General features: G+C 58.2%; 15 protein-coding genes and 1 tRNA gene. 8 read left to right on the top strand and 8 right to left on the bottom strand.

Features of this window, described 5'->3' with window-relative positions; genetic code table 11:
• The first annotated feature begins 24 nt into the window (after positions 1 to 24).
• Both B9Z49_RS00545 and pth read left to right on the top strand, forming a co-directional pair.
• A complete protein-coding gene (locus tag B9Z49_RS00545) occupies positions 25 to 651 on the top strand; it encodes a 50S ribosomal protein L25/general stress protein Ctc (protein ID WP_108351494.1) in 627 nt (208 codons plus the stop codon).
• A gap of 113 nt (positions 652 to 764) precedes the next feature.
• Positions 765 to 1,409, top strand: a complete 645-nt coding sequence (pth, locus tag B9Z49_RS00540; protein WP_108351493.1) for an aminoacyl-tRNA hydrolase — start codon at positions 765 to 767, stop codon at positions 1,407 to 1,409.
• Between the two features lie 10 nt (positions 1,410 to 1,419).
• On the opposite strand, the gene B9Z49_RS00535 is transcribed toward pth, so the two are convergent.
• Positions 1,420 to 1,668, bottom strand: coding sequence for a YfhL family 4Fe-4S dicluster ferredoxin (locus B9Z49_RS00535; RefSeq protein WP_108351492.1), 249 nt, complete (start codon positions 1,666 to 1,668; stop codon positions 1,420 to 1,422).
• 164 nt (positions 1,669 to 1,832) lie between these two features.
• Between B9Z49_RS00535 and B9Z49_RS00530 the strand changes: the two genes are divergently transcribed.
• From B9Z49_RS00530 to B9Z49_RS00520, 3 genes are all read left to right on the top strand, one after another.
• Positions 1,833 to 2,675, top strand: a complete 843-nt coding sequence (locus B9Z49_RS00530) for a 3',5'-nucleoside bisphosphate phosphatase (RefSeq protein WP_108351491.1) — start codon at positions 1,833 to 1,835, stop codon at positions 2,673 to 2,675.
• Positions 2,672 to 3,568: a DMT family transporter gene (locus B9Z49_RS00525; RefSeq protein WP_108351490.1), complete on the top strand. Its 897-nt coding sequence runs from the start codon at positions 2,672 to 2,674 to the stop codon at positions 3,566 to 3,568. The genes B9Z49_RS00530 and B9Z49_RS00525 overlap by 4 nt, the downstream gene beginning before the upstream one ends.
• A gap of 80 nt (positions 3,569 to 3,648) precedes the next feature.
• Positions 3,649 to 4,272, top strand: coding sequence for an L-threonylcarbamoyladenylate synthase (locus B9Z49_RS00520; RefSeq protein ID WP_108351489.1), 624 nt, complete (start codon positions 3,649 to 3,651; stop codon positions 4,270 to 4,272).
• A gap of 140 nt (positions 4,273 to 4,412) precedes the next feature.
• Here B9Z49_RS00520 and B9Z49_RS00515 read toward each other — a convergent pair whose 3' ends face one another.
• The 3 genes from B9Z49_RS00515 to B9Z49_RS00505 all read right to left on the bottom strand — a co-directional run bounded on the left by B9Z49_RS00515 (position 4,413) and on the right by B9Z49_RS00505 (position 6,896).
• Positions 4,413 to 5,003, bottom strand: coding sequence for a DUF3501 family protein (locus tag B9Z49_RS00515; RefSeq protein WP_108351488.1), 591 nt, complete (start codon positions 5,001 to 5,003; stop codon positions 4,413 to 4,415).
• Positions 5,004 to 5,014: 11 nt separating this feature from the next.
• Entirely contained in the window at positions 5,015 to 6,364 is a 1,350-nt protein-coding gene (locus B9Z49_RS00510; protein ID WP_108351688.1) for a (Fe-S)-binding protein, read from the bottom strand.
• Positions 6,365 to 6,473: 109 nt separating this feature from the next.
• Entirely contained in the window at positions 6,474 to 6,896 is a 423-nt protein-coding gene (locus B9Z49_RS00505; protein WP_108351487.1) for a rubrerythrin family protein, read from the bottom strand.
• Positions 6,897 to 7,222: 326 nt separating this feature from the next.
• Here B9Z49_RS00505 and B9Z49_RS00500 point away from each other — a divergent pair, with 326 nt between their 5' ends.
• Together B9Z49_RS00500 and galU are read left to right on the top strand one after the other, a co-directional pair.
• Complete coding sequence (locus B9Z49_RS00500; RefSeq protein WP_108351486.1) at positions 7,223 to 10,258, top strand: valine--tRNA ligase; 3,036 nt, start codon at positions 7,223 to 7,225, stop codon at positions 10,256 to 10,258.
• A 26-nt stretch (positions 10,259 to 10,284) separates the two neighbouring features.
• Entirely contained in the window at positions 10,285 to 11,163 is an 879-nt protein-coding gene (gene galU / locus B9Z49_RS00495; RefSeq protein ID WP_108351485.1) for a UTP--glucose-1-phosphate uridylyltransferase GalU, read from the top strand.
• Here galU and B9Z49_RS00490 read toward each other — a convergent pair whose 3' ends face one another.
• From B9Z49_RS00490 to B9Z49_RS00475, 4 genes are all read right to left on the bottom strand, one after another.
• On the bottom strand, positions 11,164 to 11,391 hold the full coding sequence (locus B9Z49_RS00490; RefSeq protein ID WP_199224957.1) for a sulfurtransferase TusA family protein: 228 nt from the start codon (positions 11,389 to 11,391) through the stop codon (positions 11,164 to 11,166).
• Entirely contained in the window at positions 11,391 to 11,948 is a 558-nt protein-coding gene (locus B9Z49_RS00485; protein WP_108351483.1) for an NUDIX domain-containing protein, read from the bottom strand. Before B9Z49_RS00485 ends, B9Z49_RS00490 begins: the two co-directional genes overlap by 1 nt.
• A 14-nt stretch (positions 11,949 to 11,962) precedes the next feature.
• Positions 11,963 to 12,865, bottom strand: a complete 903-nt coding sequence (gene cysM / locus B9Z49_RS00480) for a cysteine synthase CysM (protein ID WP_108351482.1) — start codon at positions 12,863 to 12,865, stop codon at positions 11,963 to 11,965.
• Positions 12,866 to 13,196: 331 nt separating this feature from the next.
• Positions 13,197 to 14,003 carry a dienelactone hydrolase family protein gene (locus B9Z49_RS00475; RefSeq protein ID WP_108351481.1) on the bottom strand — a complete coding sequence of 269 codons (807 nt, stop codon included), beginning with the start codon at positions 14,001 to 14,003 and terminating at the stop codon, positions 13,197 to 13,199.
• A gap of 250 nt (positions 14,004 to 14,253) precedes the next feature.
• On the opposite strand from B9Z49_RS00475, the gene B9Z49_RS00470 reads away from it, so the two are divergent.
• Positions 14,254 to 14,338 (top strand) — tRNA-Leu (locus B9Z49_RS00470).
• The last annotated feature ends 49 nt before the right edge of the window (positions 14,339 to 14,387 follow it).

The following is a 14,387-nucleotide window of genomic DNA, read 5'->3' as shown; positions in this document are numbered from 1 at the left end:
GGTGCACCCTAGAAGGAGAAATCTATGAAATTCGTCGCTTTTGAGCGCGCTAAGCAGGGTACGGGTGCGAGCCGCCGTCTCCGCAATTCCGGTCGCACACCTGGCATCGTTTACGGTTCCACATCGGCCCCACAGCTGATCGAACTGGACCACAACGCTTTGTGGCACGCCCTGAAAAAAGAGGCTTTCCACGCCACGATTCTGGACATGGAATTCAACGGTCAGTCCAGCAAAGTTTTGCTGCGTGACTACCAGATGCACCCCTACAAACAATTGGTGCAACACATCGACTTCCAGCGCGTTGATGCCAACACCACTTTGCACATGAAAGTGCCTTTGCACTTCAGCGGTGAAGAAGAGTCCGAAGCCGTCAAGACAGACAAGTGCACCGTCAACCACGTGGTGACCGAGCTCGAAGTCGCTTGCTTGCCTGCCAACCTGCCTGAGTTCATTGCAGTGAGCTTGACAGGCTTGACCAAAGGCGTGTCTTTGCATCTGAACGACATCACTTTGCCTGCTGGCTGCAAAGCCGTCACCCACGGCAAGAAAAACCCGGTCCTCGTGTCCGTGGTGGCACCTGTGGAAGAAGTTGTGGCAGCTCCCGTGGCCGCTCCTGTGGACGCCAAAGGCAAGGGCAAAGGCAAGAAGTAATCTTCTGGCTCGGGCTTTCAAGCCCTGCACTTTCAAGGCCCGCGCAAGCGGGCCTTTTGTTTTGTGCCCATGCTTGGCAGCTGCGCACCCTGCAGCAAGGATAATCTCGCACCATGATCAAACTGCTTGTCGGCCTGGGCAACCCGGGCAACGAATACGAAGACACCCGCCACAACGCCGGGTTCTGGTGGATCGATGCCGTGGCCCGTGAACTCAAGGTGTCACTGGTGCCCGAGCGCAGCTACTACGGCCTGATGGCCCGCACCACCGTCAACGGCCAAAACGTGTGGCTGCTCGAACCACAGACCTACATGAACCTGTCAGGCAAGTCGGTGAGCGCCCTGGCCAGGTTCTTCAAAATCCAGCCGCAAGAGATTCTGGTGGCACACGACGAACTCGACATCCCCCCCGGTGAAGCCAAGCTCAAGCTGGGCGGCAGCCACGCTGGCCACAACGGCTTGCGCGACATCCATGCCCAACTGGGCACAGCCGATTACTGGCGACTGCGCATTGGCGTGGGCCACCCGGGCGACAAGGCCGAAGTGGTCAGCTGGGTATTAAAGAAGCCAATGCTGGAGCACCGAAAAGCCATCGACGACAGCATCCACCGCGCGGTGTTGGCCTTGCCGCTTTTATTGACAGGGGAGATGGAAAAAGCGATGGTGAAAATCCACACCAGCAAGCCCCCCAGGCCCAAACCACCCAGACCGCAGAAAGCCGAGCCCGCCCCAACGACCGAACCCGGTCAGCAGAACTGAACCTTACGCCTTACTGCCCTTGCAGGCGACGGTATTTGGCCCAGAGCGACTCTTGGTTTTCTGCGTGCTGCGGGTTGACTGGAATGCAGGCCACGGGGCAGACCTGGACACACTGCGGCTCTTCAAAATGGCCCACGCATTCGGTGCATTTGGACGGATCGATCTCGTAAATTTCTTCGCCCAGGTAAATCGCTTGGTTCGGGCACTCGGGCTCACACACATCGCAGTTGATGCATTCGTCGGTGATCATCAGTGCCATGGCTGGGGCTCCGCAAAGGTCTGCATCGAGGTCATGCCCGGATTATCGGCCACAGGTCTGAGCCCGAGAAACTGCAGGGCTGTTACAGGCCCCTGGGCCTCGCATGCCCAATGACCCCACAAGCCGCACTGTCCCGGCGGCATGCGCCTAAAATAGATTGCATGATGAACGCCGACCTGCACTGCCACTCCGTCATCTCTGACGGCACCCTCACCCCCGAAGCCTTGGCCGAGCGCGCCAAAACCAACGGCGTGGAACTGTGGGCGCTGACCGACCACGACGAAGTGGCTGGCCAAGAACGCGCCCTGGCTGCGGCCCGTGCGCAAGGCCTGCCCTACCTCACAGGCACCGAAATTTCGGTCACCTTTGCCCACCAGACGGTGCACATTGTGGGCCTGGGTTTCGACGCGCACAACAACGCCTTGGTCGAAGGCCTGCGCCGCACCCGAGGCGGCCGCAGTGAACGCGCTCAGGAAATGTCAGAGGGCCTGGCCAAAGTCGGCATCCCCAACTGCTACGAAGGCGCGTTGCGCTATGTAGGCAACCCGGAATTGATTTCACGCACCCACTTTGCGCGGCACCTGGTCGACACTGGCGTGTGCAGCGACACCTCGGAAGTATTTCGCAAATACCTGACCGAAGGCAAACCCGGCTACGTGCCGCACCGCTGGGCACGCCTGCAAGAAGCCGTGCAATGGATCACCGATGCCGGCGGCATGGCCATCATCGCCCACCCGGCGCGCTACGGCTTTAGCCCCAACGAGGAGTACGCGCTGTTCAGTGAATTCAAAGCGCACGGTGGGCGCGGCGTCGAGGTCGTTACCGGCAGCCACTCATCTCCCGACGCAGTACGCTACGCAGAAACCGCGCTCGAATTCAACTTGGCGGCCTCTCGTGGCAGTGACTTTCACAGCCCCACCGAAAGCCGGATCGACTTGGGCACCCTGCCCTTCTTGCCTGGCCAACTGACCCCTGTTTGGGAACTGCTGACTGACCGCGTTCAGTGAATTCTTTAAAGGCCAATGCGCTGCACGGCATCGGTTTTGCCGTTCTGGCCACCGCGTGCTTCGCCACGCTGGACACCACCACCCGGCACGTCAGCGCGGGCCTGTCGGTGCTGGTGGCGCTGTGGTTCCGCTACGCCATTCAGGCCGTCATCACCACGATCGTCGTCTGGCCAGGCCGTGGCAGCCAAATCTTGCGCACCCTGCACCCGCGCTTTCAATTGGCACGCGGCCTGCTGCTGTTTGCCTGCAGCATCCTGGCCTTTTTGAGCCTCAAGTACATGCCTGTGGGCGAATTCACTGCCATCACGCTGCTGGCCCCCTTGGTCATCACCTTGCTTGCGGCCTGGATGCTGAAGGAAAAAATTCGTCCGCTGCGCTGGTTGCTGGTGCTGGGCGGCTTCATCGGCACCCTGATCATCATCCGCCCCGGCAGCCAGCACTTTGACTGGACCGTACTGTTGCCCCTGATGTTGGTGGGTACCAACTCCGGCTTTCAGCTGCTGACCAGCAAAATGTCCAAAACCGAGGACCCCATCACCACCCACTTTTATACCGGCTGGATCGGCACGGCCTTGGCCACCCTCATCCTGCCTTTTGTCTGGGAAATGCCCAATGACTGGACCGTATGGCTCCAATTGCTCTTGATGGGCGTGCTCGCCTCGATTGGGCACTTTCTGTTGATCCTGGCCTACGGCCGCGCCCCGGCAGCCACCCTCACGCCCTACATGTACAGCCAAATTGGCTTTGCCGTGCTGGGCGGCTGGCTGGTCTTCAACCACCTGCCTGACCAATGGACCTTCATGGGCATGGGCCTGGTCGCGCTGTGCGGGGCTTTGGGGGCTTGGCTCACGCTGCGAGAGAACCGCGTCGCCATCCCTCCAGCACAATCCTGAGTCTTCGCGCTTGCGTTGCGGGGCTTTGGCCTCATCTGTGTCGCATACTGCTCGGTACTGAACTTCGACTGTTGAGACCCATGGCCCAGTTTTTCAGCGTTCACCCCGACAACCCGCAAGCGCGTTTACTCAAGCAAGCCGTGCAACTGCTCAACCAGGGCAGCGTTTTGGCCGTGCCCACCGATTCCAGCTACGCCCTGGTCTGCCACCTGGACGATAAAACCGCTGCTGACCAATTGCGCCGCATCCGCGCTGTGGACGAGAAACACCACCTGACGCTGCTGTGCCGCGACCTGAGCGAGTTGGCCAATTACGCGCGGGTGGATAACTGGCAATTTCGGGCCATCAAACAAGCCACCCCCGGGCCTTTCACCTTTATTCTGGAAGCCACCAAGGAAGTGCCGCGCAGGGTCAGCCACCCGCAACGCAAAACCATCGGCCTGAGGGTGCCCGATCACAAAGTGCTGCAGGAACTGCTTGCCCTGCACGGCGCGCCGCTGTTGGCCGCCACGCTCATCATGCCCGGCGAAGCAATGCCGCTGAACGACCCGGAAGAAATACGAGAACGGCTGGAACACCAAGTGGGCGCGGTCATCGATGCAGGCGCCTGCTCTTTGGAGCCCACCACCGTGATCGACATGAGCGCAGACGCCCCCGAAGTGCTCAGGCTCGGTCAAGGCGATCCAGCACTGCTGGGCCTTTGACTTGGCGCGACAGGTAGCGCCCACACGGAGCCTGCCTTGCACCGCGAAAGGTCTGAACAGCGATCACTGACCCCAAAAAACAAAAACCCTGCAGCAGCGCATACGCCACGGCAGGGTCAAGCCAGAACGGGCTGCGAGACTTACTTCAAGTCACCTGCCAAGCTGGCCAGTGTGTCTGGAGAAACATCGATGTGCGAGGGGTAGTGTGTGTGGTCACAGCCCATCTTGACGCCTGCACCGGCCTTGACCGCTGCGGACATTGCAGGCTTCAGCTCAAAGCGCACAAAGTGCACGGCCGAGGTTTTTTCGTCGGTCTCGCGGTCCAGGTCTTCGTCAGCAATCGCATACACGCGGCCATGGCCTTCGACCTCGACAAACATGCGGTCTTCTACGCCAATCAGCTTGGCCAGTTCGCGCTTGCGTTCGTTGATGTCGGTGTACTCGATCATCATGGTGGCCTTCCAGTTGCTGCCGTCCGGCACCAGTGGGGCATAGGCCTCGATCTCTTGCAGGATGCCCTCTTCTTCGAACACTTTTTCGATGCGCAGCATCTCCTGAATTTGATAGCGGATCGTGGTTTCGCTCTCAAACTGCATGTTGATGTGCTCACCCAGACGCACGCTGCGCAGCTTGCGGTGGGCAATGACTTGGGGCTTGTGGACCTTGCGCCACTTGGTGTAGGCCTCCAAAGACATCAAGGTCTCGGGTGTGATTTTTCCGGTCAGTTGCATGACGGTTTTCCTTATTTGAGACCGTAGGCTTTGCGCACCAAGGTCAAGGGGTGGTTCAGTTCGGGGGCGCCCAGGCCATTGACCTCAAAGCCTTGGGCAATGTGGTGGCCGCCCAGCGGACAGTCGGAGCTGATGAAGTCGGGCTTGGAGCCGTCTTTCATAGTGGCCATGGCCTTGAAGACTGGCTTGCCGATCTTCATCGCCATCTCGTGTGAGCCTTTTTTCACGCCGTACGTGCCGGCGTGGCCCGAGCAGCGCTCGATGGTGTTGATCTGGGTATCCGGAATCATCTTGAGCATTTCCTCGGTCTTTTTGCCGATGTTTTGCACCCGGCCGTGGCAAGGAATCTGGTAGCTCACATTGCCCAGTTTTTGCGGAAACTCGGTCTTGAGCAGACCATCGCGCTTGCGGGCCATGAAGTATTCAAACGGGTCCCACATCGCGTCTTTGACCAACTGGGTGTCGGCACAATCGGGGAACATCAGCGGAATCTCTTGCTTGAACATCAGTGCGCAACTGGGCACCGCCGCCATGATCGCAAAACCATCTTTGGCGTATTTGGCCAGCACCGGGATGTTGGCTTCTTTGGAGTCCTTCACCGAGTCCAGATCGCCCAACTCCAGCTTGGGCATGCCGCAGCATTTTTCTTTCTCGACCAGCACATACGGGATGTCGTTGTGGTCGAGGATCTTCAGCAGGTCATGGCCAATGCCAGGCTCGTTGTAGTTGATGTAGCAGGTGGAATAGATCGCCACTTTGCCGGGTGTTTTCTCGCCATCCACCACAGTGACAGCCTGGGCATCAGGGGCACTGGAACGGAATTTTTTAGTGGCCAAAGAAGGCAACCAGGCGTTTTTGTCCACGCCCGCCACGCTTTCCATGACGCTGCGCGCCGCTTCGGTTTTGTTGATGGCGTTGATGGCTTGCACCACGATCGGGATGCCCGCAAAAGAGCCGTGCGTGTCGGTAGAAGCGAGGAACTTTTCAGCCGCACCCACTTCGCCGTTTTTGAACTTGATGGCCTTGGCCCGCAGCATGGTGTGCGGGAAGTCCAGGTTCCACTCGTGGGGCGGTGTGTAGGGGCACTTGGTCATGTAGCACAGGTCGCACATGAAGCACTGGTCCACCACTTTCCAGTAGTCCTTCTTGTCCACGCCATCGACTTCCATGGTGCTGCTCTCGTCCACCAGGTCAAACAAGGTAGGGAAAGAACCACACAAGCTCACGCAGCGGCGGCAACCGTGGCAAATGTCAAAAATGCGCTCAAGTTCATCGAAGCATTTTTCTTCGTTGTAAAAGTCCGGGGTCTGCCAGGCTAGCGCGTGCCTGGTGGGGGCTTCGAGGTTGCCTTCTTTGGCCATGGGGTGCTCCATTGGGAATTTTGTGGGGTTTTTCTGAAGACTCTGCAGCCAGAGCCCTGAGAAAAACCCGCTGCACTTTTCAGCGCAGCGGGCTGAAGAAACGGGGGAATCAATCCACCATTTCGTTCAAAGCTTTCTGGAAGCGGTTGGCGTGTGAACGCTCAGCCTTGGCCAGAGTCTCGAACCAGTCAGCGACTTCGTCGAAACCTTCTTCGCGGGCGGTTTTGGCCATGCCAGGGTACATGTCGGTGTACTCGTGGGTTTCGCCAGCCACAGCCGAAGCCAGGTTGTCGCGTGTCGGGCCGATGGGCATGCCAGTGGCTGGGTCGCCGGATTGCTCCAGGAACTCCAGGTGACCGTGGGCGTGACCTGTTTCACCTTCAGCGGTGGAACGGAACAGGGCTGCCACGTCGTTCTGACCTTCAACGTCCGCTTTGTTCGCGAAGTACAAATAGCGACGGTTGGCCTGGGATTCGCCTGCGAAGGCGTCTTTCAGGCATTGTTCCGTGCGCGAGCCTTTGAGTGCTGCCATGGATATCTCCTAGTGGGGTTAAACGTGAGGTTGCCCTGGCAAAATCGCCAGTGACGACGTAGGTTAACTCTGTACCACCCAGTCTGCCCAATAGATTGATGCAATGGCATTGATTGGCCAATACTATTGAACGACTCGTTTGATAAATATCTACTAATCAGGTATGCCCTGTCTTTCAGCGAGAGCGTCCACTGGCCAGAAACCCGAAAACGGGTCTGACAGTCACAGCGAAAGGCTCGTATGGCTGGGTAAAATCATCGATTTGGGCCACATAAGGTCCCACACGGCATCTGCTGAGCTGCCGTTTTCTTTTTGAAAAGTCCGCCATGAGCAACGCCCCCGCCATCCCCCTCGAACAACCTGGCTTAAACAGCCTGTCCAAATCGTTCGAGCCCGCCGCCCTGGAAGCCCATTGGGGCCCCGAGTGGGAAAAACGCGGCTATGGCGTGGCCGGTTTTCGCGGAACGGGTGCGCCAACGACCGACGCGCCCGCCTTCTCCATCCAGCTGCCGCCGCCCAATGTGACGGGCACGCTCCACATGGGCCATGCGTTCAACCAGACCATCATGGACTCGTTGACCCGCTACCACCGCATGCTGGGCCACAACACCGCCTGGATTCCGGGCACCGACCACGCGGGCATCGCTACGCAGATCGTGGTGGAGCGCCAGTTGCAGGCCAAAGGCATCAGCCGCCACGACATGGGCCCCACACCGGCCGAAGCGCGCAAGAACTTTGTGAGCAAGGTCTGGGAGTGGAAAGAAGAGTCCGGCAGCACCATCACCAGCCAAATGCGCCGCATGGGCGACAGCGTGGACTGGAGCCGCGAATACTTCACGATGGACCCCAAGCTGTCCAAGACCGTGACCGAAACCTTTGTGCAACTGTATGAGCAAGGCCTGATTTACCGTGGCAAACGTCTTGTGAACTGGGACCCGGTGTTGCAAAGCGCGGTGTCTGATCTTGAAGTGGAAAGCGCCGAAGAAGACGGCTCGATGTGGCACATCCGTTATGACTTGGTGGACCCGGACGGCAGCCTTGCGGCTGCGGGCTCTGGCAGCCTGACCGTGGCCACCACCCGCCCCGAAACCCTGCTGGGCGACGTGGCCGTGATGGTGCACCCCGAAGACGAGCGCTACAAACACCTCATAGGCCAGCAGGTCAACTTGCCTTTGTGCGGCCGCACCATCCCCGTAATCGCCGACGATTATGTGGACAAAGACTTCGGCACCGGCGTGGTCAAGGTCACGCCCGCGCACGACACCAACGACTACCAAGTCGGCCAACGCCACAAGCTGGCCCTGATTTGCGTGTTGAATCTGGACGCGACCATCAACACCAACGCACCCGAAAAATACCGAGGCCTTGACCGCTTCGTGGCCCGCAAGGCTGTGGTGGCCGACCTCGAAGCAGCAGGCGCTTTGGTCGAGGTGAAGAAACACAAACTCATGGTGCCGCGATGCGCCCGCACCGGCCAGGTGATTGAGCCCATGCTGACCGACCAATGGTTTGTGGCCATGAACCAAGTCGGCCAAGGCGACGCCACCGGAAAGAGCATCGCGCAAAAAGCCATCGACGCGGTGCAGTCCGGCGAAGTGAGCTTTGTGCCCGAGAACTGGGTCAACACTTACAACCAGTGGATGAACAACATTCAGGACTGGTGCATCAGTCGCCAGCTATGGTGGGGCCACCAAATTCCCGCTTGGTACGACGAAGACGGCAAGGTTTACGTAGCCCGCAACGAAGCCGAGGCGCAAGCACAATCTGACAAGGTATCACCCGGCAAAACACTCAAGCGCGACGAAGACGTGCTGGACACCTGGTACTCCAGTGCACTGGTGCCATTCAGCACCATGGGCTGGGGCAACGACGAGAACACACACAACGCAGCTGGCGAGCGTGCCGGAAACGGGCGCAGCGACTTTGCGAGCGAAGCGAGTATGGGCAAGAACGATTCCGGCACGCTCGCCAGCGGAACAGACTACGACCTCTACCTCCCCAGCAGCGTGCTGGTGACAGGCTACGACATCATCTTCTTCTGGGTCGCCCGGATGATCATGATGACCACGCACTTCACAGGCAAAGTACCCTTTAAACACGTCTACATCCACGGCCTGGTGCTCGACGCCCAAGGCAAGAAGATGAGCAAGTCCGAAGGCAACGTGCTCGACCCGGTGGACCTGATCGACGGCATCACCTTGGAGCCATTGCTCGACAAACGCACCCAGGGCCTGCGCAAGCCCGAGACCGCCCCCAAGGTGCGCAAGCAAACCGAAAAAGAATTCCCCGAAGGCATTCCCGCGTACGGTGCTGACGCGCTGCGTTTCACCTTTGCGGCCCTGGCCAGCTTGGGCCGCAGCATCAACTTCGACTCCAAGCGCTGCGAGGGTTACCGCAACTTCTGCAACAAACTCTGGAACGCCACCCGCTTTGTGCTGATGAACTGCGAAGGCCAAGACTGCGGCTTGAAAAAGCACACCAAAGCTGAATGCCAACCCGGTGGCCCAGCGCACGACTACATGGACTTCAGCCAAGCCGACCGCTGGATCAGCTCGCACCTGCAACGCGTCGAAGCCGAGGTGGCCAAAGGTTTTGCCGAATACCGCCTGGACAACGTGGCCAACACGATTTACGACTTTGTGTGGAACGAGTTCTGCGACTGGTACCTCGAAATCGCCAAGGTGCAGATCAACACCGGCAACGACGCGCAACAACGCGCCACCCGTCGCACACTGATCCGCACACTCGAGACCATCATGCGTTTGGCGCACCCGATCATCCCGTTCATCACCGAAGAGCTCTGGCAAAAAGTGTCGGTGGTCGCGGGTCTTCCGGGTGAGTCGGTCAGCATCGCCGCCTACCCCGTGAGCCAACCCGATCGCATCGACACAGCGGCCGAGGCCCATGTGGCCAAGCTCAAGACGCTGGTGGATGCCTGCCGCAACCTGCGCGGCGAGATGAACGTCTCGCCCGCCACCCGCATGCCCCTGTATGTGCTGGGCGACACCACTTACATGCAAAGCGTGGCGCCGGTGTTGCAGTCACTGGCCAAACTGAGCGAGGTCAAGGTGTTTGACACCGAAGCCGAATGGATCACTGCGGCACAAGCTGCACCGGTGGCCGTGGTGAGCGAAGCGCGCCTGTGCCTGTTCATCGAAGTCGACGCCGCCGCAGAAAAAATCCGCCTGACCAAAGAAGCCGCTCGCTTGGAAGGCGAAATCACCAAGGCCAACGCCAAGCTTGGCAACGAGGCCTTTGTGTCCAAAGCCCCGCCAGCGGTGCTCGACGAAACCAAAAAGCGTGTGGCAGACTTCGGCGCCACACTCGACAAAATCCGCCAGCAACTGCAACGCATGGGTTAAAACCCTGCTTGGACAAGGAATCGACCATGAGCCACAACGTCATCCGCAAAGCCGTCTTCCCCGTCGCGGGCCTCGGCACCCGCTTTTTGCCCGCCACCAAAGCTGCCCCCAAAGAGATGCTGCCGATCGTGGATAAACCGCTGATTCAGTACGCGGTGGAAGAAGCCTACGCGGCAGGTGTGCGGCACATGATCTTTGTCACGGGTCGCAGCAAGCGGGCCATCGAAGACCACTTTGACACCGCCTACGAACTCGAAAGCGAACTCGAGGCAGCGCACAAAGACGAGTTGCTTGCGTTGGTTCGCTCGGTGCAACCCGACGACATGGTTTGCGCTTATGTGCGGCAAAACCGCATGCTGGGCTTGGGCCACGCCGTGCTGTGCGCCGAGCCTCTGGTGGGCAACGAGCCTTTTGCGGTGCTGCTGGCCGACGATTTGATGGTCAACGCAGGCCCGTCCATCTTGTCCCAGATGGTTGAGGCCTATACCAAGCAAGGCCGTTCGGTTTTGGCTGTGCAAGAAGTAGCGCTCGATCAGGTCAAGCGCTATGGCATCGTGGCCGGCGAATCCGCGGGTCGCCAACTGATACGCGTCGAGCAAATTGTGGAAAAGCCCAGCCCCGACAAAGCCCCCTCACGCATGGGCGTGGCCGGTCGGTACATCCTGACTCCTGGCATTTTTGACGAAATCCGCAACCAGCCCACAGGCGTGGGCGGCGAGATCCAGCTGACCGACGCAATTGCCCGCTTGATGCAACGCGAAGCGGTCTATGCCTTCCAGTACGAAGGTAAGCGCTACGACTGCGGCAGCAAGGAAGGCTTTTTGGAAGCCACGGTGGAACTGGCTTTGCAGCACCCGCAAGTGGGCGCTTCTTTCCGTGAGTACCTCAAGGGTTTGAGTCTCTGATCAGCGCCGCTTGAGGCCAAAGACAAAGCTGGTTTCGGTTTTTTCCTGCATCACCAACTCATTGCCCGTCTGGCGGGCAAACGCCTCGAAATCTCGCCACGCACCCGGGTCGGTGGCGATCACCTTGAGCACCTGGCCGCTGACCATGTCATTGAGGGCCTTTTTGGCCTTCAAAATGGGCAGCGGGCAGTTCAGCCCGCTGGTGTCAATTTCCTTGTCGATGTGCATCATGTGCTCTGATTCACTTCCTGACTTTGCGCAGCACGCTCTTCCCAAGTCATGAACTTGGGCTCGATGCCAATGGTGCGCAGCCAGTCGCCCAAGGCGTAACCGGTGCCCGCAGGCCAGCAGATCAGGTCCTTGAAATCAAACATCTTGTACTCGGCCAACTCGGGCGACAAGCGCACCTCACCTTCAGCCACCGCATGGTAGGCAATGATCACCTGGTTCATGCGCTGGAAGTCGTAGACGCCGATCAACTTGAGGGCCGACACCTTCAGGTTGGTTTCTTCGGCAATCTCGCGGGTGATACCTTCTTCCGGTGTTTCGCCCGCCTCCATGAAGCCCGTGATCAGCGCAAAACGCCGCCCAGGCCAAGCCGCATTGCGGGCCAACAAAATCTGGTCACCCACCTGCACAATGCCTGCCAAAACGGGCGTGGGGTTGTTCCAGTGCGTGAAGTCGCAAGCGGTGCAACGCAGGCGCATCGTCTCGCCCCCGTCTTCCATTTGCGAGAGCCAGGCCAAAGGTTGGGCACACATTGGGCAAAAACGGTATTCAGCCATGACAACAACTCCAATCAGGCGGGGAAAACGCCCGTAGACAAATAACGGTCACCGCGGTCGCACACGATGAACACAATGGTGGCGTTCTGCGCCGTCTTGGCCACCTGCTGGGCCACCCAACAAGCACCTGCAGCGGAGATCCCCGCAAAAATGCCTTCGGTCCGCGCCATCTGGCGGCAGGTTTCTTCGGCATCGTTTTGACTGACATACACCAGCTCATCCACATGGCTGGGATCGTAAATCTTGGGCAGGTATTCTTGCGGCCACTTGCGGATGCCCGGAATGCGCGAGCCCTCGCTGGGCTGAGCACCCACGATGCGGATCGCCGGGTTCTTTTCTTTCAGAAACCGCGACACGCCCGTGATGGTGCCGGTGGTGCCCATGGCGCTGACGAAATGGGTGACCTTGCCGCCGGTTTGCTCCCAGATCTCGGGGCCAGTGGTTTCGTAGTGGATTCGCGGGTTGTCGGCGTTGGCAAACTGGTCCAGGATGCGGCCCTTGCCCTGCGTGGCCATGTTGTCGGCCAAGTCGCGGGCGTATTCCATGCCACCGCTCTTGGGTGTGAGGATCAGCTCCGCACCAAAGGCCTTCATGGTCTGGGCCCGCTCGATGGACAAGTCCTCGGGCATGATCAAAACCATTCGGTAGCCCTTGATGGCTGCTGCCATGGCCAGGGCGATGCCGGTGTTGCCCGACGTCGCCTCGATCAGGGTGTCTCCCGGCTTGATCTCGCCGCGCTCTTCGGCCCGGCGGATCATCGACAAAGCCGGTCGATCCTTGACCGAGCCCGCAGGGTTGTTGCCCTCGAGCTTGCCCAAGATCACGTTGCTACGGGCCGCCATGTCGGCAGCGCCCAATCGCTGCAAAGCCACCAAAGGTGTTTTGCCGATCGCATCTTCAATGGTTGGATAAATCATCCCATTAATGTGCCATAATTCGCTGCTTCACGAATACCGCCCGGGTGGTGAAATTGGTAGACTCAGGGGACTCAAAAAAGTGAGTGCCCTAGTAAACACTAAAGTTTACGCAGGTTGTAGCAAGGCTACAAAAAATTGTCCTACGCAATGTAGAACGCTGACGCCATAAGCACACGATTTTTTCAGCACAAAATCACGCTGAAAAAACCCATCAAATTCCCCAAAACTTCCAGCAAGTTCGAGCTGCTCGAACGTCCAGTTTCTGGACGTTTGGCGAAGCTGCTAATGCTGAAAAATTTGCAACAGCAGACTTATCAACACAGCTTAAAACTCAATTTTTAAGATGCTTGTCCAAGTAGCTTTTGATCCGACTTTGAGATAACTCATCAGCTTCTCGATCGTATCTGTGTGTGAACCTGGTGTTATTTGGAATAACTCCAGCGTAATTAAAAGAGTGCGTCGCCCCAGCGTAGATGTGCTTTTCGTATTTTGGGTTTCCAAAAGTTTCACACCAGCGGGGCAAGGCTAAGTCATCAGCTTCACCGATATGCAATTGGACAGGAAAGATTGGATCTCTTGGCGGAGATGCCAAATCTGGTGCACATGCTGGATACATGGCAACACCAACAGTGATTAGCTTCAATTCTTCATCAGTGACTTGAATTGCCGAATGAGATCGCATATTTCTCTCATTTGCCAACGCCCAAACACCTGCCCCACCTTGACTTACTCCAATGACTGCGATCTTGCCTTTATGCCAGGGCTGTTGTTGGACCCATTTAGCTACTGCGACCATGTCCGCAGCTCGGTCATCCGGCAATCCTCCGGCGACACGCCTACCAGTGTGCACTTTGATACCGCGTGCTGTGTAATGATCAACAACAACAGCGTTATAGCCCCAGCCCCGTAAGTGGCGAGCCTGTGCATATTCGATTGGCGTGACTCCTGCTGATCCATGTCCCACAATTACAGTAGGTTTGGGTTGGTTGTCACCCAACCGAATAGAAATTCGGACTGGTAGCTCCTTACCTGTGGAGTCTGTGAGATTTCGCATTTGGCTTAGGTTTGGCTGCACTGAAACAGGTACTTTGGGTCCTGTACTCACACAACCAGCCATAACAAATACAGCCGCAATCATCAGAAGTCGTTTAATCAACTGACACCTCACTTTTTAAGCACCCAAAGAAATTGTCATTGAACAGCCAGCACCGTGGCTTGGTAGCCCTGGAAAACACACTGGAAGGTAGGGTCCGCAGGTTAAGGAAAAGTAATGGGGCACGCTTGCCAACGCTTGCTCTACACTCAAGCCAAGATGTTTTGATCACCCGCCCCAAAAAAGCCCAAAATAGCGTCATTAATGTGCCATAATTTGCGTCTTGACGAATACCGCCCGGGTGGTGAAATTGGTAGACTCAGGGGACTCAAAATCCCCCGCCGCAAGGCGTGCCGGTTCGAGTCCGGCCCCGGGCACCATCTCTGGAAACCCAGCAACCATGCGGGTTCCAAGCGAACTAAGGCCAAC

Source organism: Limnohabitans sp. 2KL-51, assembly GCF_003063645.1.
Taxonomy (GTDB): domain Bacteria; phylum Pseudomonadota; class Gammaproteobacteria; order Burkholderiales; family Burkholderiaceae_C; genus Limnohabitans_A.
Note: the sequence above shows the minus strand (reverse complement) of the source record. Positions and strands in the feature narration are given on the sequence as shown.

What these genes read in the sequence shown, in the direction of transcription:
- B9Z49_RS00475 (WP_108351481.1), bottom strand. Translation starts at nt 14,003, where the DNA reads ATGATTGCGGCTGTATTTGTTATGGCTGGTTGTGTGAGTACAGGACCC.
- B9Z49_RS00515 (WP_108351488.1), bottom strand. Translation starts at nt 5,003, where the DNA reads ATGCAACTGACCGGAAAAATCACACCCGAGACCTTGATGTCTTTGGAG.
- B9Z49_RS00545 (WP_108351494.1), top strand. Translation starts at nt 25, where the DNA reads ATGAAATTCGTCGCTTTTGAGCGCGCTAAGCAGGGTACGGGTGCGAGC.
- B9Z49_RS00510 (WP_108351688.1), bottom strand. Translation starts at nt 6,364, where the DNA reads ATGGCCAAAGAAGGCAACCTCGAAGCCCCCACCAGGCACGCGCTAGCC.
- pth (WP_108351493.1), top strand. Translation starts at nt 765, where the DNA reads ATGATCAAACTGCTTGTCGGCCTGGGCAACCCGGGCAACGAATACGAA.
- B9Z49_RS00500 (WP_108351486.1), top strand. Translation starts at nt 7,223, where the DNA reads ATGAGCAACGCCCCCGCCATCCCCCTCGAACAACCTGGCTTAAACAGC.
- B9Z49_RS00505 (WP_108351487.1), bottom strand. Translation starts at nt 6,896, where the DNA reads ATGGCAGCACTCAAAGGCTCGCGCACGGAACAATGCCTGAAAGACGCC.
- B9Z49_RS00490 (WP_199224957.1), bottom strand. Translation starts at nt 11,391, where the DNA reads ATGCACATCGACAAGGAAATTGACACCAGCGGGCTGAACTGCCCGCTG.
- galU (WP_108351485.1), top strand. Translation starts at nt 10,285, where the DNA reads ATGAGCCACAACGTCATCCGCAAAGCCGTCTTCCCCGTCGCGGGCCTC.
- cysM (WP_108351482.1), bottom strand. Translation starts at nt 12,865, where the DNA reads ATGATTTATCCAACCATTGAAGATGCGATCGGCAAAACACCTTTGGTG.
- B9Z49_RS00485 (WP_108351483.1), bottom strand. Translation starts at nt 11,948, where the DNA reads ATGGCTGAATACCGTTTTTGCCCAATGTGTGCCCAACCTTTGGCCTGG.
- B9Z49_RS00535 (WP_108351492.1), bottom strand. Translation starts at nt 1,668, where the DNA reads ATGGCACTGATGATCACCGACGAATGCATCAACTGCGATGTGTGTGAG.
- B9Z49_RS00520 (WP_108351489.1), top strand. Translation starts at nt 3,649, where the DNA reads ATGGCCCAGTTTTTCAGCGTTCACCCCGACAACCCGCAAGCGCGTTTA.
- B9Z49_RS00530 (WP_108351491.1), top strand. Translation starts at nt 1,833, where the DNA reads ATGAACGCCGACCTGCACTGCCACTCCGTCATCTCTGACGGCACCCTC.